Raw genomic sequence first — 18,972 nt, 5'->3', positions numbered from 1 at the left:
TAACCGCCTCCATTCACTTATATTATATGCCAAATAATTACTTTTGTAAATGGTATATACCAAATCTATTTAACTTTTTTGGCAAAAAAATAGAAACTTGGAAGAATTCCAGTTTCTATTTACTATATAATCTAAATTTGGTCTTCAATGACTTTTTCAACTAAGTTCAAAGCGTGGTCAGTAATGCGTGTGCATGGTGTGATGAGGTCAATAAAGTTAATACCTGCCAACGGTGTACATTCACCATTATTCATGCGTTTGATGTGATTCTTACGAATACGACGTTCCAAATGCGCAATATCTTTATGACGTTCCACCAATTCGTCAGCCAATTCACGATCATTATCAATAACAACCTTTAAAGCATCCAAAATCATACGATGCGTTTCATGGTAAAGTTGGTCGATTTCCTTAACTGCCGCTGGTGAAAACGTAATATCTTTTGAAATATTGTGTTCCATCAAACGAACCAAACCAATACTATGGTCACCAATACGTTCCAAATCACGTGATGAATCTAAAAGACTTGAAAGAATCTCACTTTCATGCTGATTCAATTGTTCACTTGATAACTCAATGAGGTATTTGGTCAATTCTTCATCGACATTATTAATCGTATCTTCAAATTTTTGCGTCTTATCAGCGTATTTTTCATTACTCGTTTCTACAAATAGAAATGCCGCTTCAAAAGCTTGTGTCGCATAAGCACCCAAGTGAATAAGTTCTTTTTTAGCATTTCCGAGTGCGATAGCTGGTGCTTGTTTCAACAAAATTTTGTCGAGATAGATTGCTTCGTATTTCGCTACTTCGTCTTGTCCAGGAATTAGTTTTGTCACAATATAAGCCAATGTTCCAATGAATGGGAACAAAAGAATGGTATTAGTGATATTAAATGTTCCGTGGGCAAAGGCTACAGTCATCGCTGGTGTTAAATCAAGGCTTGATTGCATCCATTCCATTAAGCTTGTAAATGGCAAAAGAAGGATCATAAACAGCACAGTTCCAATCACATTGAAAAGGACATGGGCAGCTGCCACACGTTTAGCTGCTATATTCGAACCAATTGATGCCAAAACAGCTGTGATACACGTCCCAATGTTACTTCCTAAAAGAATCGGAATCGCTCCTTGAAGGTCAAGCAAATTACCAGCATACAAGCCCTGTAAAATTCCAATAATGGCAGCTGATGATTGGATAAGCATGGTTAAGCCTGTCCCAATCAGAACCCCCATAATTGGCTTATCGCCCAAGGTTGCTAGGTAATCTTGAAAAGCTGAAACAGATTTTAAAGGCTCCATTGCATCACTCATGATATTGAGTGCAAAGAAAATTCCCCCAACACCAAAAATAATACGTCCAATGTTATTCAAGCTTCGACGTGATGTAAAGAACAACAAGGCAGCACCAACAAAAATCATCGGTAGCGCATAGTCTCCTAGATTAAACCCAATTAAAAATGATGTTACCGTTGTTCCAATATTGGCACCCATGACGATTCCAATTGCTTGTCGAAGGTTCAAAAGTCCCGCTGACACAAGCCCAACAGTAATAACCGTCACTCCTGAACTTGATTGGATTAAAGCTGACATGGCTAAACCAACAAGAATTCCTAGAAAAGGATTACTCGTATATTTATCAATATAATAACGAAGTCTGTCTCCAGCAGCCTGCTGTAAACCGTCTCCCATGTATTTAATACTGAAGAGAAAGAGCCCTAGACCTCCAAAAAAATTAAAAGCAATTTCTTGCCAATTTACTGACACAGTTTTATCCTCAAATATTATAATTTTTATCGTAAAAAGCCGATAATTCCATTTTAATGTATTAAAAGCAAACAAACAAGTATTTTTTGTTCTTTTTCTAAAATGATAAAAAACTGATTTTTTAATAATCGATCATTTTTTGAAGTTTCCTTTTTGGCAGTATAATCGTTTTAGGTTAAATTAGCCTAAATTTTTAAGAGAATATCGAAAAAAATTAATGCGCTGTCATTTCTATGTTATAATATAGAAAGATGCTCTGTTAATCACAGAAGTTTAACATTATTTGACTTATCGAATAACGCTACGTTATTGAAGTAGTATCTAATTTATAAAAAGGAAAAGGAGCTTTCATGAAAACCTCAAGAAGTGAAGTTACTTATCTCATTCTTAGCATTATTTTAATTGCTTTTGGAGCTGGTATTTACCTAATCTTTGGTAACAATTATGCCAGCACATCAAGTTCACAAACAACTACTGCTGTCTCATCTTCATCATCTACTAGCGAAGAAGAGTTAGAAGCTAATGCAGAAGCATTGCTCGCAGAAGCACAAGCCAATCCTACGTCAGAAGCTGTTACCAATGCCCAAGCAGCCATTAATAAACTTTCTGATGAAAGTAAAAAAACAGATTTACAATCACAATTGGATGCTGTCTCTGCTGAAGTAACCAATGAAAGCAATGCGGAAACAGCTGTTGCAACGGCAGAATCTGAACAAACAAGCGCAAATGTCACTGCGGCACAAGCAGCAATTGATGTTCTAACAAACGAAACCGTCAAAGACCAACTTCAAGCTCGTTTGGATGCTGTTTCTAACGCTATCGCAGCAGCAACTACACAAAGCAATACTACTTCAGGTGATTCAACATACAGCACTTACGATAATACTTATTCTGATTCGACTGTCACTAATAGCGATTCTTACGGATATTAATCATTATGTCAATCGGGCTTGTCTTTTCAGCCATTGGCGCAACTTGTTTAGCAATCTCATCTTTTGCCAAAACTAAGAAAAGCATGTTGAGTTGGCAACTGTCTGATTATTTCTTTACCATGATTGCCAATTTTTTGTTGGGTGGTTATACGGGAGCTATTTCTATCAGTGTTTCTATTATTCGAAATACGCTCATGATTAAGAAATGGGATTCAATTTATACAACTATCCTCCTCATTATCATTCAAGTAACATTAGGCATTCATGTCAATAATTTAGGATTAATCGGCTGTTTACCTTTGATTTCATCAGTATCTTATACTATCGTTTCTTTTTTGACTGATAGGGTACAATGGCTTCGCTGGGTAACGGTTGAGAATATGCTACTTTGGTCTTTATACGACTTCACCATTAAAGCCTATCCTGCTTTAGTTATGGACGTGGTCATCACAATTACAACACTTATTGCTATTAAAAAATACAGTGGCTTAAATCGTCATACACAAAACACCCAAGACTGATATTCATCTTGGGTGTTTTAACGTTTATTTTGTTTCGTATCCTAATAAGATACCACCATCTTCACCATAGAAGCTACAAAGTCCTGAAGCTTTGATAAATGTGATATCGGCTTGAGGGTATTTCTCTTTGATTTTATCACTTAGCTGTTGGCAAGCTTTTTCATTGTTGGCGTGAGTAATCATGACTTTGCCACCTTGATAACCTTCTTTGAACATTTCATCGATTGTTGCTTGAACAGCTTTTTTCTGACCTCTTGCCTTGTGAAGAAGCTCTAAAGTCCCTTCGTCACTAGCTTTTCCGACCATACGAATGTTAAGAAGTCCGATAACTTTACCAATCAATTTGCTCAAGCGACCATTTTTCACCAAGTTATCCACACGAGCAAGAATAAAGAGTAATTTGGTCTTAGCTTGGTAAGCAGTAATCGCTTCGACCACCTCATCAAAGCTGAGACCTTTAGCAATTAGACGGTTTAACTCTAAAACAATCAAGTCAATTTCACCGCCTGCAGACAGTGAGTCAATCACATGAATATTAACATTTGGGTGTTCTTCAAGAAGCATATTTTTAGCCACTTGAGCGCTGTTTTGACTTCCTGATAAATTTCCTGTAATCGTAATAGCAATGACATTTTCAGCGCCTTGGTAGGCTTGTAAGAAGGCATCTGGGCTTGGGCAACTTGATTTTGATGATGTAGGACTTGCATACATACTTGCCATCATATTATCGACATCTAACCCTTCATCATCCACAAAAATTTCTGAGCCAATCTGTATTGTTAGAGGGACATTTTGAAATTCTGTGTGGTCTGCGATAGCTTCGATATGTTTAATATCACAGCCAGAATCTGTCACAATTTTCCAAGTCAAATCTCTTTTCCTCCATTTCTTTTGATTTTGATATTATTTGACAAACAAAGTATTTTCTCCTAAAATTATATCATTAGAGCCTTTATCTTAGCTATCAAAAACAATCAGACGTCACAAGTGAGAGGATTTTGTCATGACGGAAAAAACAATTTCACAAAAATCCTTGCAAAATTTGCAGGTGTCCAACAAGGAGTCACAAAAATTAACGCGTGAATCACTTGAAACTGCGCTTTTACTTCTTCTTGAAAAGAAACCACTAAATCAAATTACGATTTCTGAACTTGTCGCTAAAGCTGGCGTTTCACGTAATGCTTTCTATCGAAATTACAAATCTAAGGAAGCCATTCTTGAATCTATTTTAACGCAAATTGTTCGCCGTATTTTTCGAGGCATCAAAAATTTCGATTTAAAGACACAGCTATCCCAAGCATGGCTTTTCATATTGACGGAAGCGAAAAAGGAAGCCAACGTTTTACGAATGATTTTTGAACAACACCTTGAAAAGCTATTGACAAGTATCGTTTCTAAACGCTTAAAAGCTTATCAACGTTTCAAGAAAAAGCATGATTCTCGCTACACTAATTCTTTCTGGAGCAATGCCATTATCTCGGTACTCTCAAACTGGGTAGCCGACGATATGCGAATTCCTGCCGAAGAAGTAGCCGCTATTGGTTTACCACTTTTCTTATGAAAAGAACCCCTCCAACCACGATTTGGTTGGAGGGATTTTATTTTGGGTGAATTATCTAATCTTGATTACATTTTTTCTTTGACAAAAGTAAACATTTGTTCTAAAATCAAATCACAAACTATACATTTGTTTATTTTAAGAGGTGGCTTATGGCAACAGAAGAAAAATTAAATCGTAGAACTTTAAAAACTCGATTAACAATCAGAGAAGCCTTGTTGGCGCTATTAAAGCATAAAGAATTAAGAGACATTACCATTACTGACATTGCTAACCAAGCGGAAATCACACGAAAATCGTTTTATCATTCTTATCAAAATGTGGATGAGGTTATCGAAGAAATCGAAAATGACATCATTGATGATTTTGAAACTGTCATTGAATTGCTACTCGTTCCAGCTGATTTAAAAAATTTTAGTCGCATTTTCCAAGCATTGACAAATATCATTGAAACAGACTACAACGATTATAATGACTTGTTGCGTTTGGGACGTTTAGAACATCATTCGTTAATTCAAAAATTAAAGACTTCTTTGATTAAGGAAGTCAATCAGATTCTTCCTGAGACCTTATTTAAAGATAAAAGTACAAAAGAAACAACGATTATTTTTGTGGTGGGAGGGCTCATTGCCATTTATGATAATTGGTTATCATTTCAAAATGACAATCGTTTAGAAACCCTTTCTGCGCAAGCTAGTCAAGTGATTTTACAGGGCTTAAATGGTGTTTTGACGGAGGAACTCTAAATGTCGAATATGATTGATTATCTGCTTTCTACGCCTAATTTTTTTGAGGGGCGTTACATCAAAGGCGTGGAAAGTCTTATTTTCTCGCAGTTAAGTTACCTTCATTTTGAAATCTTTGAACAATCGCTGAAACTTGCTGACATTACAGATGAGAAAGTCATTGACCAGTTGGTCGAGCGTACTTGGAATGAAGCGTTGAACCGTAAATTAATCACTAGTTTAGCAAAACACCCTATCTGGCGACACATTCAAATTTTGGATAATCAAACACAATTTGACGCTAATTCGGAGCTTCAATTTTCAGCTACAACCTTCAAAATTGCTCCAGACCTTTATTACATTGCATTTCGTGGGACAAATTCAACTTTTGTCGGCTGGAAAGAAGATTTTAATCTTTCTTATATGAACGCTATTCCTTCACAAACAGCGGCTGTTGCATATGTCGAACACATTATCTCTAAATACGGCGGAACGCATTACCTAGGTGGACATTCTAAGGGGGGGCAATTTGGCACATTACGCCACAGGTTTTGTCTCTGAGGAAATTGCCAATCATATCAAACGTTCAGACAGTTTTGATGGTCCTGGGATTCAAGTATCCATGTATGATTTCCCACAATTGCAACTAAGAAAAAAGAAACTGTTAAAATTTATCCCTGAAAATTCCGTTATCGGACGTATCTTTGATTTTGAAGAGAAGAATATTGTCATTGTTAAAAGTACGGCTAAGCTTATCTTTGAACATGACCTCTACACTTGGTTGATTCAAGATGGACAGTTTGTCTGTGTGGATAAAGCAAGCTCAATGTCTCACTTTGTTAGCGAAACAATCGCAACTTTGAATAATTCTCTTGACGACGCTACCAAAAAAGAATGTCTTGACTCCCTTTACACGATTACGCAAACTCTGGACGGCGTTTACATGGCAGATGCAAGTAGCCAATGGAAAAAGAACATTAAATTATTGGTTAAAGGTTTGAAAGAAGCCACACCGAGTAGTAAAGAAAGCTGGAAACAGGTAGCCAAAACATTTGGTCAGGCAGGACTTAGCCACCACAAGACCCTTTTTATCAAATAAAAACCTGATTGATATGCCTCAATCAGGTTTCATTGTTATTTCAACACATAATCGTAAATGGCTTGGGCTACGCCTGCTTGGTCGTTGGTTGTTGTTTCGTAGCGGCAAAGCGCTTTGACTTCGTCAGTCGCATTTCCCATGGCAACACTGTTATCAGCAAATTCTAGCATTTCAATGTCATTAGCAGCATCACCGATTGCCATTACTTCTGCTGGAGTAAAGCCAAGTTTTTCTGACAAAGCTTTAAGAGCCGTAGCTTTTGTATAACCTTTCGGCATAGCTTCAAAGATGTATTCTTGACTGCGCACCACGCTAAATTCAGCTGCCAAGGCGCTTTCTTTGGCTTCTTGGAATGGGTCCAAATAAGGCGCTCTTGCCATATACATGGCTTGGAAGATAATTTCTGAACTAGCTTTCAGTTCATCAATGCTAACAGCTTTAGCTGTATCGAAAACAAGCCCTGCATCGTATTGAACCAATTCTGGCACTTCGCTCCCAACGGCATAATAATGTTTTTCGCCTGTCAATGTCAAGCAAACCTCTGGATAGTCCGCTAACACTTGGTCTAATTTGTCCAATTCATCATTATTAACTTGGGCATAACTGACAAGCTCCCAATTCTTAGTATTGTAAATGCTGCAGCCATTATTCATAATAATGTATTCTTCATCAGTCAAGCCAAGTCGCTCAAAATAAGGCAGAATTCCTGATTTTGGTCGTCCTGTACAAAGAACAATTTTCACACCTGCTTTAGCAGCTTCTTGAATAGCTTTGACATTTTCATCAGGAATTTTTTTATCTGAATTCAGTAAAGTTCCGTCTAAATCAATTGCAATTAATTTAATCATTTCTAAGTGACCTTCCGTTTAATTTTTGGCAAATGCCATTGACGCCAGTAACCTATCATACGTAAGATGGTCAGAATCAAAACAAGCAAATAATAACCCGAATCGTTATGGACGATTTTAAAGTAAATCGCTAGCGCTGCTAAAATTGACCAACCTGCATAAACTTCGCTTCGTAACACCCCAGGTTTTCGCCCTGCTAAAACATCACGAACAATACCGCCACCTGCACCAGTCAAAACTGCCGCAACAATGACTGCACTCAAGGGTTGATGCAATTTCACCGCATACATAGCTCCTTGCACGCTAAACGCCGCTAACCCGATAGCATCCGTCAACACTTCTGCCTTTCTCCAACCTTTATGAGTAATGAGATTTGGAAATACCATGATAAATAACATAGCAACCAAGGCAAAATAAAATGCTTGACCTTGCGACCAAAGCGCACTAATGGGCAATCCTATCAAAAGATTACGAATGGCACCACCACCAAAAGCTGTTACAAATCCTAAGATAAACAATCCTAGAATGTCAAAATCTTCTTCCATGGCAACAATAGCTCCTGAAAGTGCAAAAGCAATCGTTCCGATAATACTTAAAATATCCCAAACATCTATTGTCATTTTCGTTCCAAATTCATTTTTTTCTTACTAGACTAGTTTATCATTTTTGACGCAAAAAAAAAACAGCACTGAGTCTGTTTTTTTATGATTTTTAAAATTCTTTTAAATTTCTTTTCCAAGGGTGAATTTTGTTCCCTTGAGTGCTCGTTTTAGGGAGAGCTTGAAAGGATTTCCTGTGACGGTTGCTTGTTTTTTATCCAAATCAACAACCACTTTTTCAACGCCACGAACAGCTGACAATTTTTCTGTTACTGTTTTGACACAACCTTGGCATTTCATGCCAGTAACTTCATACGTTTTTTCCATGTGAAACTCCTTTGTTTATCATTAATTCAGTTTAATATATTTTAGGCGAAGGGCATTGAGGACGACTGAAACTGAACTAAATCCCATGGCAAGTCCTGCAATCATTGGATTTAACAGAGGTCCACCAAATAGATATAATACACCCATAGCGACAGGAATCGCTAAGATATTGTAGATAAATGCCCAGAAAAGATTTTCCTTGATAATTTTAATCGTTAAACGACTAATGCTCAAGGCTTTCAGAACATCTGAGATTTCTGGTTTCATGAGAATAATATCTGCTGATTCAATAGCAATGTCTGTCCCAGAACCGACAGCGATACCAATATCCGCTACCGCTAAGGCAGGTGCGTCATTTATCCCGTCACCAACCATGGCAACCATTTTTCCTTGACTTTGCAAATCCTGAATGGCTTGCGATTTCTGGTCTGGTAGGACCTCGCTAATAACATTTTTGATACCAGCTTGTTTAGCAATAGCTTGTGCTGTCTTGCTATTGTCGCCTGTCAGCATGACAACATCAATGCCTTTTTCTTGCAATTTAGCGACGGTTTCTTTACTGTCTACTTTTAGCAAATCAGCTACGGTGATAAGTCCTAGTAGTTGTGCATTTGCCGAGATGTAAATCGGTGTTTGTCCTTTTTGAGTCGCAGCCAGCACCGCTTCTTGACTAGCGGTCAAGTCAACCTGATATTTTTCCATTAACTTGCGGTTTCCGACGTAAACTGTTTGTCCGTCAATATCAGCCTGCAAGCCAAATCCTGTTAAGGACTTAAATTGTGTGACCTCTGTCAAAGCTAACTTATCTGCGGATGCTTTTTCCACAATAGCTTGACTAAGAGGGTGTTCTGACAATTTCTCGATTGAGGCAACTTGTGCAAGAAGCTTATCTTTATCGCCTTGATAAGCAAAAATATCAACAACTTGTGGTTTGCCTTGGGTGATAGTTCCTGTTTTATCAAAGACAATGGTATCGAGGTGGTGAGCATTTTCGAGGGTATCACCGCGTTTATAGAGGATACCATTTTCAGCACCGCGACCAGTTCCGACCATAATCGCTGTCGGTGTTGCAAGACCAAGCGCACAAGGACAAGCAATGACAAGAACCGCAATGGCAACTTGGAGAGCAAAGACAAAGGTTTGTCCCATAATCAAGTACCAGAAAATGAAGGTGACAAGCGCAATCACGATAACAGTTGGAACAAAAACACCTGCTACCTTATCCGCAATTTTCGCAATCGGTGCTTTGGTCTGCTGCGCATCCTCAACCAATTTAATAATTTGGGCGAGCAAGGTTTCATCACCAACTTTTTCAGCACGAATGGTTAGCGCCCCTTGTCCATTGATTGAAGCACCATAAACCTTATCCTCTGTAGCTTTCTCAACTGGGATACTTTCCCCTGTCAACATTGACTCATCAATCGCCGAATGCCCTGAAACCACACTACCGTCAACAGGGATTTTTTCCCCAGGTTTTACTAAAATGAGGTCTCCAACGCGCACGTCCTCAATCGCAACAGCTTGTTCCACACCGTCACGGATAACCGTTGCTTCTTTTGCTGATAATTTCACCAATTTTTGAATGGCATCTGACGTGCGACCTTTTGACAGCGTTTCAAAGTATTTCCCGAGAGTGATTAAGGTCAGAATCACCGCAACTGATTCAAAATACAGCATATGCGCGTGGTGGCTATGCCCCAGTATAATGTGATAAACACCGTAAAGGCTGTAAACGAAGGCAGCCGTTGTTGCCAAGGCAACCAACGAGTCCATATTAGGATGCCCTTTAAACAATGAGCGGAAGCCATTGACATAAAAACGACGTCCAAAATACATGACAGGAAGCGTCAAAATCAGCTGAATCAAAGCAAAGTTCAATGGGTGAGCTGACATGCTGATGATTTCTGGCACCCAAAGCCCCACCATACTTCCCATAGAAATATAGAGGAGCGGTATCGCAAACAAAGCTGATAAAAGAAACTTATGCCACATATTCTGTGTGGCTTCACTTTGGCGCTCTGATTGACTCTTTGCCGTTGTCGGGTCAAAAACGCTGGCGCTATAACCTGCATCTGCTACCGCTTTTTCAATTTCTTTTTCACTGACTAAGTCAGGATTATAATCCACCGTCATTTTCTCCGTTGTTAGATTGACAACAGCGGAGTCAACATGGTCTAGCTTTTTAACAGCATTTTCAACCGTTAAGGCACAAGCTGCACAGGTCATGCCGTCAATGACGAAAACTTCTTCTTTTGCCATTTATTTTCCTTTCCAATCTAACCCTAAGCACTCAAATGCTCTTTACAGCGACATTGCCCAGGGATGCAATTGCACGGCACTTCTTCAAGTGCCTCTTCTTTTTTGGACAATAGCATAGCTTGCAAGTCGTTAATATCTGCCATTGTCATCGGCGTTGTTTCCACGAGATGTTTGATAATCGCAGTATGCTTGCGCTGACAAAATTTATCAAAAAGCTCATCAGCTTGTCGATTAATAGCTTCTTCTTCAGAAACAAGTGCTGAATAAAGAAATGATTTGCCCGATTTCTGTGTTGCTAGATAGCCTTTATCCACTAGTCGTTTCAACAGTGTTTTAACGGTTGAGGCTGTCCAGTCTGTCTTTTGCTCGAGAATTTCCAAAATCTGGCTACTAGTTGTTTCTTCTTTCGTCCAAACAACACGCATGATTTCCCACTCTGCATTTGAAATTGACATTGTTACCTCCTTTAAAATAGCTTTGGTTTACGTTTGTAGATTTATTATACGATTATCGTTTACACTTGTCAACGATAAAAGATAAAAAAATGAAACACATTGCAAAACTCAAAGCAATCTGTTTCACCTAGCGTATTATTCTTATTTATCAAGCAGTTGTAAGTTTGGCCATTTTTCCTGCCAATCTTTCTTAGCAAGGCGTTCACGATAGACCTGCATCCGTTTCTTATTTTCTAAAAAATGCGGTGTCGGTTGCACGACAAAATTAACAATATCGTCATCACCATAAAGCAAAAAAAGTTCCAACTCATCATTTTTCAATCTTGCTGCAATGGCTGTGCAACGCTCTGGATATTTGCTAACAGCATCTCTCGCATTTTGGTAAGGAAGCGTATTTGGACTATGGCTGTGCATATAAACCTGATTCTTGATTTCCCATTGATAGGCTGGGTAGCGCTGTTGAAGGCCTTGCTGAAGCGCCAGCGTTTCATCATAAGACACATTGGCATCATAAAAAACGACATCTAAATCACTTGCTTGTGCCAAGCCAGCTTTTCCTGACAAGACATTCCAAACATAGTTGCGTAATGTTCCAGCTGCTAGCCAAGAATCTTGCAAATCCAGCTCTGCTATTACCCTAAGAATCCCCATTAACTCTTCATTTTGCACAAATAACGCTTGTAAATCCATAAATCCCATCCCTCATTTCTGATAACTACTGATAACCTCTTCTAACGCTTGCAGACTATCGACAAAGATAACCTTTTTGCGGTCAGCTGTCGTTAAAAATCCTGCCTGCACCATCTGATTAAATTGTTCTTTGAGGCTATCATAGTAACCGTTCATGTTAAAAAGCAAGCAGGGCTTGTCGAGTTGCCCAACACGCGCCCATGAAATAGCCTGAATAATCTCTTCAAGTGTCCCTGGACCGCCTGGAAATGCGACTAAAATGTCGCCCTCTTCCATTAAGAGACGCTTACGCTCGTCCATGTCATCAACAATTTGCAAGTGTGTTAAGCCTTGATGTGCCTTTTCACGTTTTTGCATAAAATCAGGCATGATACCATAGACTTTACCACCCTGTGCCAATGCCGTGTCCGCCAAAACTCCCATAAGCCCAGTTTTACTTCCACCATAAACCAAACAATGGTCATGTTGAGCTAACCAATGCGCAAATGCGACAACTTGTTCATAATAATCTGGCGTATTTCCCATACTTGAAGCCAAATAAACCGTGATATTCATCTTTTTTATTTCCCCATTTCAAAAAAACACTTTTATTATAACACAAAAGAACCCGCCAATTAGCGAGTTCTTAATTGTTTTTCTATTTTTAACTGAAATGGAAAGCTATGTTATTTTTTAGCTTCCAAATCACGAAGCATTTGGTCAATTTTATTGCCGTATTCGATTGATTCATCTTTGATGAATGTCAAATCTGGAATTTTGTACATAGTCAAGTTGTGACCAAGTTCACGTTTGATAGTTCCTTTTGCTTTTTCAAGACCAGTTTGAGCTTTTTGATTATCTGACGCAAGTTCAGAGTGAATAGTGTAATACACTTTAGCCATTGAAAGATCTCCAAGCATTTGAACATCAGTAATTGTCACATCTTGAACACGTGGGTCACGAACTTTTTTTTGCAAAATTTCGTTTACTTCACGTTTGATTTCCATACCAACACGGTCAACACGATGATTAGCCATAAAATATCCTTTCTAGTTATTTTGATATTTTTTATTTTTCTAAAGAAGTCTTTTTGATACTTTCCTTAAGTGGTGCGGACGGCAGGTTCAATAGTCCAGTGGACTATTGAAGGAATCCAAGAAATTCCATGCCTAAGTTTTGAGCCTAAAGTCTCAAAACTTCCGAGTGGCTGAATAGTAGTAAATTCAGCCACTTTCACCACAGCGGTAAGTATCGTCTTGTTGCTCGCTTCGCTCGCAAATAATCAATCAATAGACAAGACTTGCAAATTTTAGAAATTATTTCATAAAAACTAAATTTGTTGATACTCTAAAGATAGCTACCACCGTGGTAAAACAAGACTGCAGTATGTAGCTCTGTTTTTACTAGAGAATTCTTGAAAGCTAGCCATCAACTGAAAGTCTGCTAGAGCTTATCATACGCCATTAGAGACTTTAGTCTCAATACTTGGCGCAGTAGTTGAGTGGGTTCTAATGCGCTGATAAATCAGCTTTTACACCCCTTTTGACATCAAGCTACGCTTGACTTCATTTCCAACCTCAAAAGCTTCCCCAAAGTTTTTGAGCTGTGCGGGTGTAAGACGACGAACCTACTTTTTTTGGTGGTTGTCTTACTCCCAAGCGTTTCGACGGCTAAAACTTTCAGTCGATAATACTGGAAGTTTTAGACTAGTGTAACGTTTAGGCAATGCTCCATAGAGATTGCCGTATTCCCATTAGAGACTTTAGTCTCAATCGTTGCGCAGTGGTTGACTGGCAGTTCTTATTTTGCTTCGCAAAAATTGCGACCAACCTAGTCAACTGTGCGGGGGTGGTACGACGAACTTTGAATCTTTGGGTTCTGTACCACTCCCTAACGTTTAATTTCTTCCATGATGTAGCCTTCGATGACGTCATCAACTTTAATGTCGTTGTAGTTTTCAATCATCAAACCACCTTCTTGGCCATTTCCGATTTCTTTAACGTCGTCTTTGAAATGTTTAAGGCTAGCAAGTTTCCCGTCGAAGATAACGACACCGTCACGGATGACACGGGCGTTAGCATCACGAGTGATTTTACCACTTGTAACCATGAATCCACCGATTGTACCAACTTTAGAAACTTTGAAGGTTTCGCGGATGATAGCTTCACCGATGATTTTTTCTTTGTATTCAGGGTCAAGCATACCTTTCATGGCATCTTCAACTTCTTCGATAACTTTGTAGATAATTGAATGAAGACGAATTTCCACTTCATCAGTTTCTGCTTGTTGACGTGCTTGTGGTGTAGGACGTACGTTAAATCCAATAATGAAGGCATTTGAGGCTTCAGCAAGGGTAACGTCTGATTCGTTAATAGCACCAACAGCTGAGTGGACAACTGAAACTTTCACGCCTTCAACATCAATTTTAAGAAGTGAGGCAGCAAGAGCTTCAACTGAACCTTGTACATCGGCTTTGATGATAACATTAACAGTCTTAACTTCACCTGCTTTAAGCGTATCAAAGAGGTTTTCAAGGCTAACACGTTGTGTTACTTGACGTTGTTTCATCAATGCACGTTTAGCACGTTCTTCACCAGCGGCACGCGCAGCTTTCTCATCTTCATAAACGGCGAAGTGGTCACCTGCCATAGGTACTTCATTCAAACCGGTAATTGATACTGGTGTTGATGGTTCAGCTACTTTTACACGACGTCCAAGGTCATTAACCATAGCACGAACACGACCAAATGTGTTACCAACAACGATTGGGTCTTGAACGTGAAGAGTACCTTGTTGAACAAGAAGTGTTGCGATAGCACCTTTACCTTTATCAAGACGAGCTTCGATAACTGTACCGATAGCACGAACTGTTGGGTCAGCTTTCAATTCTTCCATTTCAGCAACAAGGAGAACTGTTTCTAGCAATTCATCAATGTTTTGACCAAATTTGGCTGAAATTTCAACGAATTCACAGTCGCCACCCCAAGCAGTTGAGATGATACCGTGTTCTGCCAATTCACCGATAACACGTTCTGGGTTGGCACCTGGTTTATCAATTTTGTTGATTGCAACGATGATTGGGACACCAGCAGCTTTAGAGTGGTTAATGGCTTCGACTGTTTGAGGCATAACACCGTCATCAGCAGCAACAATCAAGATTGTAATATCTGTGATTGACGCACCACGCGCACGCATTGATGTAAATGCCGCGTGTCCTGGTGTATCAAGGAAAGTAATTTTCTTACCATTTTCAATGATTTGATAAGCACCAATATGTTGAGTGATACCACCAGCTTCGCCTGTAGCGACACGTGAATTACGAAGGGTATCAAGAAGGGTTGTTTTACCATGGTCAACGTGACCCATGATTGTAACAACAGGTGCACGTTCAACCATATTTTCAGGATTGAGGTAATCTTCATCTACGAAGAAGCGTTCGATATCAGCTTCGTCAACCTCAACTTTTTTATGAGCTTCAATACCATAATCAACCATCAACAATTCGATTGTATCGCTGTCGAGGGATTGGTTTTGTGTTGCCATAACACCCATCATGAACAATTTTTTAACAATTTCAGCTGGTTCGCGTTTAATACGTTTTGCGATTTCAGCGACTGTCATACCTTCAGTATATTCAAATTCTTTAGGCAATTCATGGAACTTACGCTCTGTTACAGGTTTTGGAGCATTATTACGATTATTTTTACCTTTTTTGTTTTTCTTATTATTATTCCAGTTACTATTTCTTTGATTTCTCACTTGGTTTTGATTATTCCAGTTTTTTCTATTTTTATTCTTGCGCGGTCCGTCTTCATGCTCATGATTGTAATCATGTGATTTTTCAGGACGAACTTGTTTCTTACGACGTTTATCAGCAGTTGGTGCAGGATGTTCTGCCACCACAGTTTGTGGAGAAGGCGCAGCCTTTTTAACTACTGCTTTCTTTTCTTCAGCCTTAGCTTTTGCCTCAACACGAGCCTTTTGTTCTTGCTCTTTTGCAGCGGTTGCTTTGCGTTTGGCATTTTCTTGCTCATGAATTCGATTTTCGCTTTGACGTGAATACTCAGCATTTTGTTCAGCTTTTATAGCAGCGGCACGTGCTTTAAAGTCAACACGTGGTTTTGCTGGTTGCTGACGGTTATCGTGGCGATTATCACGTTGATCTCTTCGATTATGATTTTGAGAATTGCGATCGCGTTTATTTTGTTTACGATTATTTTGGGCATTCCCTTGTCGATCATTACGATTTGAACGGTCATCGCGACGTTGGTCGTTACGACGTTTTTTATCGCCACCATTAGCGCGTCTTTCAGCTTCGGCTTTGGCACGCGCTTCACGCTCAGCCTTAAAATTACGGCTTTGTGGTTTTGCTGGTGTTGCAGGAGTAGCTTTTGGAGCTTGTGCAACTGTTTTTTCAGATGCTTTTTCTACTTTAGGTTTAGCTGGAGTAGATTGAGGCTTATCTGAAAATTTTGCCACAATGCGTTTGACATCAGATTCTTCAACGCTAGAAGAATGGCTCTTAACAGCAAGTCCTAATTCTTGAGCATATTCAACAACTTCCTTGCTTGATTTACCCAATTCTTTAGCGATTTCATATAATCTTTTCTTTGACAATTGATGTCCTCCTATTCTTTTAGTTCATAAGAGTCCTCATTTTCTTTGAAAATCCAGCATCTGCTATGGCTACCACTTTACGCGGTTTTCCAAGAGCAGCACTTAATTCCAGTGTGTTAAACACTGTGGAGACTTCTACTTTGTAATATTGACATTTATCAGTTGTTTTCTTTGTCAAATTAGCGCCAGCATCATTGGCTAGGAAAATAAGCTGTGCTTTTCCAGATTGAATCGCTTTGATAACTAATTCTTCACCAGAGATAACTTTTCCTGCTCGCTGTGCTAGACCAATCAAATTTGACAATCTTTCACGGTTATTCAAGACCCAACTCTCTTCTTTTAACTTTGTGATCGACGTAAGCAATTAATTCATCGTAAAATTCGTCAGGAACTTCCATTGAAAAACTACGATTAAACACTTTTTTATTTTTAGCTTGGATTGCTTCTTCATTGTCAAGCTTGATGTAAGCACCGCGACCGTTTTTCTTACCAGTCGGGTCGATAAAAATCTCGCCTTCTTTGTTCTTAACAACGCGAAGCAAATCGCGCTTATCAATTACTTCGCCTGAAACAACTGATTTTCTTAAAGGTATTTTACGTGTTTTAGCCATCAAACACCTCTATCTTTCTTTACTCTGCGTCGTTTGCTACAACTTCAGTTTCAACAGATTCAGCTGCTTCTTCAACAGGTGCAACTTCTTCTTGTGCTACAGCTGCGTTTGCTTCACGTTCAGCTTCAAGTGCTTCGTATTCTGATGCAGATTTGATGTCGATACGGTAACCAGTTAAATGAGCTGCCAAACGAACGTTTTGTCCACGGCGACCGATAGCAAGTGACAATTTGTTGTCAGGAACGACAACAGTCGCACGTTTGCTGTCTTCTTCGTCAAAAAGAACCATATCAACTTCTGCTGGCGCAATGGCGTTGTAGATGAATTCTGCTGGATCTTCAACCCATTGGATAACATCGATATTTTCTTCGATTGGCACTTCAACACCAGCTTTGGCATCGTAACGTTTTGGATGGAATTTGCTAATCACTTTCTTGATGTTGCTTCCACCACGACCGACGATAGTACCGATAGCATCAACGTTTGGATTGTGGCTACGAACAGCAACTTTTGTACGGTCTCCAGCCTCACGTGAAACGCTCATGATTTCAACTGTTCCGTCAAATACTTCAGGAATTTCTTGTTCCATAATGCGTTTGATGAATTGTGGATGGCTACGGCTTACAAAAACGTTGACACCTTTTGGATTGTTTTCAACTTTGTAAACATAAACTTCAATACGGTCATGTGATTTGAAGGTTTCACCAGGAATTTGATCTTGGTGTGATAATTGCGCTTCAAGCGAACCAAGGTTAACATAGATGAAACGTTGGTCAAAACGTTCAACAGTACCAGTCATGATTTCACCTTCGTGTTGTTTGTACTCATTGTAAGTTACTTCACGAATTTGACGGCGCATTTTTTCCATGATTGTTTGTTTAGCTGATTGAGCAGCAACTCGACCAAATTCAGCAACAGATTCTTCAAAACGAATTTTATCACCGAGTTCATAAGCTGAACTGATTTTCAACGCATCTGACAAACTGATTTCTAAACGGCTATCAAAAACTTCTTCAACAACTTCACGAACAGTGTAAACTTTAAAATCACCTTTTTTGTCATCGAATTCAATAACACATGATTCAGATTGACCATAACGACGTTTGTAAGCTGATTTCAAAGACTCTTTCACAGCGTCAATGATGTCTTCTTTGTTAATGTGTTTTTCTTCTTCCAAAATACGGAAGGCTTCTAGCATTTCTTTGCTCATTGTTTTCATTGCTCTACATGGTCAGTAGAGCGTATCCTTTCGTCTATATCTAAATAAAATCAGATTGTAGTTTGTAAATCTTGACTACAATTTCACTGCCAAACGCGCTTTTGCAACTGTCGAATACGGAATTTCAACTGTTTTTTTCCGCGTTTTATCCAAATAATCAATGGTCAATGTGTCACCGTCAAAAGCAACAAGGTCCCCTTGGAATACCTTAACTTTATCAATCGCTTTGTAGAGACTAACATTGACATAAGAACCTACAGCTTTTTCAAGAGCTTCTTTCGTTTTTAACGGACGCTCTAAACCAGGGCTAGACACTTCCAACATATACTGCTCTGGAAATGGGTCTGGTTTAATCGCATCAAGCAAAGGGCTGATAATTTCAGTCAACTCTGCTGTATCATCTACCGTAATCCCTTCTGGTTTGTCAATTAAAATGCTAAGCACATAATCGCTCCCCATTTTCTCATACTCGACATCAACCAATTCAAACGGCTCTTTAATAGCTGGTGCAACCACTTCTGTAACAACATCAATGATTGTATTTGCGTTTGCGATAAGAATCCCCTCCTTTATCTTCAAAATCAAAAATAGAAAGTTCACTACGCTCATTCACTTCTACGAAGTGGACTTGTAGCGTCTCATCGTAGAACTTCGCTCCTAATCTCATGTAATCACTAGCCTTTTTAGCTAAAATGAGATTTAAGCACCACAAGAGGCGAAGTCACAAACTCCGCCTCCTTCTACATATTTTTTATTATAATAGCACATTT

General features: G+C 39.0%; 20 protein-coding genes and 2 pseudogenes. 6 read left to right on the top strand and 16 right to left on the bottom strand.

Annotated elements, in window-relative coordinates; translation table 11 throughout:
- Positions 1 to 131 precede the first annotated feature (131 nt).
- Positions 132 to 1,763 carry a Na/Pi cotransporter family protein gene (locus BTR42_RS02530; RefSeq protein WP_012961444.1) on the bottom strand — a complete coding sequence of 544 codons (1,632 nt, stop codon included), beginning with the start codon at positions 1,761 to 1,763 and terminating at the stop codon, positions 132 to 134.
- A 350-nt stretch (positions 1,764 to 2,113) separates the two neighbouring features.
- Here BTR42_RS02530 and BTR42_RS02525 point away from each other — a divergent pair, with 350 nt between their 5' ends.
- Entirely contained in the window at positions 2,114 to 2,695 is a 582-nt protein-coding gene (locus tag BTR42_RS02525; RefSeq protein ID WP_077496248.1) for a GA-like domain-containing protein, read from the top strand.
- A 5-nt stretch (positions 2,696 to 2,700) separates the two neighbouring features.
- Positions 2,701 to 3,216 (top strand): YgjV family protein, encoded by a 516-nt coding sequence (locus BTR42_RS02520; RefSeq protein ID WP_077496246.1) that lies wholly within the window; start codon positions 2,701 to 2,703, stop codon positions 3,214 to 3,216.
- A 24-nt stretch (positions 3,217 to 3,240) separates the two neighbouring features.
- On the opposite strand, the gene BTR42_RS02515 is transcribed toward BTR42_RS02520, so the two are convergent.
- On the bottom strand, positions 3,241 to 4,086 hold the full coding sequence (locus tag BTR42_RS02515) for a DegV family protein (RefSeq protein WP_039692312.1): 846 nt from the start codon (positions 4,084 to 4,086) through the stop codon (positions 3,241 to 3,243).
- 133 nt (positions 4,087 to 4,219) lie between these two features.
- Between BTR42_RS02515 and BTR42_RS02510 the strand changes: the two genes are divergently transcribed.
- From BTR42_RS02510 to BTR42_RS12825, 4 genes are all read left to right on the top strand, one after another.
- On the top strand, positions 4,220 to 4,777 hold the full coding sequence (locus BTR42_RS02510) for a TetR/AcrR family transcriptional regulator (RefSeq protein ID WP_009853456.1): 558 nt from the start codon (positions 4,220 to 4,222) through the stop codon (positions 4,775 to 4,777).
- Between the two features lie 149 nt (positions 4,778 to 4,926).
- Positions 4,927 to 5,520, top strand: a complete 594-nt coding sequence (locus BTR42_RS02505) for a TetR/AcrR family transcriptional regulator (RefSeq protein WP_074658707.1) — start codon at positions 4,927 to 4,929, stop codon at positions 5,518 to 5,520.
- Complete coding sequence (locus tag BTR42_RS12830) at positions 5,521 to 6,060, top strand: Mbeg1-like protein (RefSeq protein ID WP_231873066.1); 540 nt, start codon at positions 5,521 to 5,523, stop codon at positions 6,058 to 6,060.
- Positions 6,029 to 6,598: an Mbeg1-like protein gene (locus BTR42_RS12825; protein WP_231873065.1), complete on the top strand. Its 570-nt coding sequence runs from the start codon at positions 6,029 to 6,031 to the stop codon at positions 6,596 to 6,598. The genes BTR42_RS12830 and BTR42_RS12825 overlap by 32 nt, the downstream gene beginning before the upstream one ends.
- Before the next feature lie 35 nt (positions 6,599 to 6,633).
- Here BTR42_RS12825 and BTR42_RS02495 read toward each other — a convergent pair whose 3' ends face one another.
- From BTR42_RS02495 to rimP, 14 genes and pseudogenes are all read right to left on the bottom strand, one after another.
- Positions 6,634 to 7,446, bottom strand: coding sequence for a Cof-type HAD-IIB family hydrolase (locus tag BTR42_RS02495; protein WP_012961437.1), 813 nt, complete (start codon positions 7,444 to 7,446; stop codon positions 6,634 to 6,636).
- Positions 7,447 to 7,448: 2 nt separating this feature from the next.
- Positions 7,449 to 8,066: a trimeric intracellular cation channel family protein gene (locus BTR42_RS02490; RefSeq protein ID WP_009853452.1), complete on the bottom strand. Its 618-nt coding sequence runs from the start codon at positions 8,064 to 8,066 to the stop codon at positions 7,449 to 7,451.
- A 102-nt stretch (positions 8,067 to 8,168) separates the two neighbouring features.
- Entirely contained in the window at positions 8,169 to 8,372 is a 204-nt protein-coding gene (locus BTR42_RS02485; protein ID WP_003063427.1) for a heavy-metal-associated domain-containing protein, read from the bottom strand.
- A gap of 21 nt (positions 8,373 to 8,393) precedes the next feature.
- Positions 8,394 to 10,631, bottom strand: a complete 2,238-nt coding sequence (locus BTR42_RS02480) for a heavy metal translocating P-type ATPase (RefSeq protein WP_074658703.1) — start codon at positions 10,629 to 10,631, stop codon at positions 8,394 to 8,396.
- Between the two features lie 23 nt (positions 10,632 to 10,654).
- Positions 10,655 to 11,086 carry a CopY/TcrY family copper transport repressor gene (locus BTR42_RS02475; protein ID WP_077496244.1) on the bottom strand — a complete coding sequence of 144 codons (432 nt, stop codon included), beginning with the start codon at positions 11,084 to 11,086 and terminating at the stop codon, positions 10,655 to 10,657.
- Positions 11,087 to 11,227: 141 nt separating this feature from the next.
- The gene (locus BTR42_RS02470; RefSeq protein WP_077496242.1) at positions 11,228 to 11,776 is read right to left on the bottom strand and encodes a nucleotidyltransferase family protein; all 549 of its coding nucleotides are present in this window, start codon (positions 11,774 to 11,776) and stop codon (positions 11,228 to 11,230) included.
- Positions 11,777 to 11,788: 12 nt separating this feature from the next.
- The gene (locus BTR42_RS02465; RefSeq protein WP_061459023.1) at positions 11,789 to 12,331 is read right to left on the bottom strand and encodes an LOG family protein; all 543 of its coding nucleotides are present in this window, start codon (positions 12,329 to 12,331) and stop codon (positions 11,789 to 11,791) included.
- A 110-nt stretch (positions 12,332 to 12,441) separates the two neighbouring features.
- A complete protein-coding gene (gene rbfA, locus BTR42_RS02460) occupies positions 12,442 to 12,792 on the bottom strand; it encodes a 30S ribosome-binding factor RbfA (RefSeq protein WP_077496240.1) in 351 nt (116 codons plus the stop codon).
- A gap of 853 nt (positions 12,793 to 13,645) precedes the next feature.
- Positions 13,646 to 15,670, bottom strand: a pseudogene (infB, locus tag BTR42_RS02455) (translation initiation factor IF-2); the annotation flags it as partial.
- A 75-nt stretch (positions 15,671 to 15,745) separates the two neighbouring features.
- A pseudogene (locus tag BTR42_RS13015) lies at positions 15,746 to 16,372 on the bottom strand (translation initiation factor IF-2 N-terminal domain-containing protein); the annotation flags it as partial.
- Positions 16,373 to 16,391: 19 nt separating this feature from the next.
- Positions 16,392 to 16,694 (bottom strand): YlxQ-related RNA-binding protein, encoded by a 303-nt coding sequence (locus BTR42_RS02450; RefSeq protein WP_061459024.1) that lies wholly within the window; start codon positions 16,692 to 16,694, stop codon positions 16,392 to 16,394.
- On the bottom strand, positions 16,687 to 16,983 hold the full coding sequence (gene rnpM / locus BTR42_RS02445) for an RNase P modulator RnpM (protein WP_077496238.1): 297 nt from the start codon (positions 16,981 to 16,983) through the stop codon (positions 16,687 to 16,689). The genes BTR42_RS02450 and rnpM overlap by 8 nt, the downstream gene beginning before the upstream one ends.
- A 19-nt stretch (positions 16,984 to 17,002) precedes the next feature.
- On the bottom strand, positions 17,003 to 18,193 hold the full coding sequence (gene nusA / locus BTR42_RS02440) for a transcription termination factor NusA (RefSeq protein WP_012961433.1): 1,191 nt from the start codon (positions 18,191 to 18,193) through the stop codon (positions 17,003 to 17,005).
- 84 nt (positions 18,194 to 18,277) lie between these two features.
- Complete coding sequence (rimP, locus tag BTR42_RS02435) at positions 18,278 to 18,811, bottom strand: ribosome maturation factor RimP (RefSeq protein ID WP_174564797.1); 534 nt, start codon at positions 18,809 to 18,811, stop codon at positions 18,278 to 18,280.
- Between the last annotated feature and the right edge of the window lie 161 nt (positions 18,812 to 18,972).

The organism is Streptococcus gallolyticus subsp. gallolyticus DSM 16831 (assembly GCF_002000985.1).
GTDB classification, from domain to species: Bacteria; Bacillota; Bacilli; order Lactobacillales; family Streptococcaceae; genus Streptococcus; species Streptococcus gallolyticus.
Note: the sequence above shows the minus strand (reverse complement) of the source record. Positions and strands in the feature narration are given on the sequence as shown.

What these genes read in the sequence shown, in the direction of transcription:
- BTR42_RS02525 (WP_077496248.1), top strand. Translation starts at nt 2,114, where the DNA reads ATGAAAACCTCAAGAAGTGAAGTTACTTATCTCATTCTTAGCATTATT.
- BTR42_RS02520 (WP_077496246.1), top strand. Translation starts at nt 2,701, where the DNA reads ATGTCAATCGGGCTTGTCTTTTCAGCCATTGGCGCAACTTGTTTAGCA.
- BTR42_RS02510 (WP_009853456.1), top strand. Translation starts at nt 4,220, where the DNA reads ATGACGGAAAAAACAATTTCACAAAAATCCTTGCAAAATTTGCAGGTG.
- BTR42_RS02505 (WP_074658707.1), top strand. Translation starts at nt 4,927, where the DNA reads ATGGCAACAGAAGAAAAATTAAATCGTAGAACTTTAAAAACTCGATTA.
- BTR42_RS12830 (WP_231873066.1), top strand. Translation starts at nt 5,521, where the DNA reads ATGTCGAATATGATTGATTATCTGCTTTCTACGCCTAATTTTTTTGAG.
- BTR42_RS02495 (WP_012961437.1), bottom strand. Translation starts at nt 7,446, where the DNA reads ATGATTAAATTAATTGCAATTGATTTAGACGGAACTTTACTGAATTCA.
- BTR42_RS02490 (WP_009853452.1), bottom strand. Translation starts at nt 8,066, where the DNA reads ATGACAATAGATGTTTGGGATATTTTAAGTATTATCGGAACGATTGCT.
- BTR42_RS02485 (WP_003063427.1), bottom strand. Translation starts at nt 8,372, where the DNA reads ATGGAAAAAACGTATGAAGTTACTGGCATGAAATGCCAAGGTTGTGTC.
- BTR42_RS02480 (WP_074658703.1), bottom strand. Translation starts at nt 10,631, where the DNA reads ATGGCAAAAGAAGAAGTTTTCGTCATTGACGGCATGACCTGTGCAGCT.
- BTR42_RS02475 (WP_077496244.1), bottom strand. Translation starts at nt 11,086, where the DNA reads ATGTCAATTTCAAATGCAGAGTGGGAAATCATGCGTGTTGTTTGGACG.
- BTR42_RS02470 (WP_077496242.1), bottom strand. Translation starts at nt 11,776, where the DNA reads ATGGATTTACAAGCGTTATTTGTGCAAAATGAAGAGTTAATGGGGATT.
- BTR42_RS02465 (WP_061459023.1), bottom strand. Translation starts at nt 12,331, where the DNA reads ATGAATATCACGGTTTATTTGGCTTCAAGTATGGGAAATACGCCAGAT.
- rbfA (WP_077496240.1), bottom strand. Translation starts at nt 12,792, where the DNA reads ATGGCTAATCATCGTGTTGACCGTGTTGGTATGGAAATCAAACGTGAA.
- rnpM (WP_077496238.1), bottom strand. Translation starts at nt 16,983, where the DNA reads ATGGCTAAAACACGTAAAATACCTTTAAGAAAATCAGTTGTTTCAGGC.
- nusA (WP_012961433.1), bottom strand. Translation starts at nt 18,193, where the DNA reads ATGAGCAAAGAAATGCTAGAAGCCTTCCGTATTTTGGAAGAAGAAAAA.
- rimP (WP_174564797.1), bottom strand. Translation starts at nt 18,811, where the DNA reads ATGAGCGTAGTGAACTTTCTATTTTTGATTTTGAAGATAAAGGAGGGG.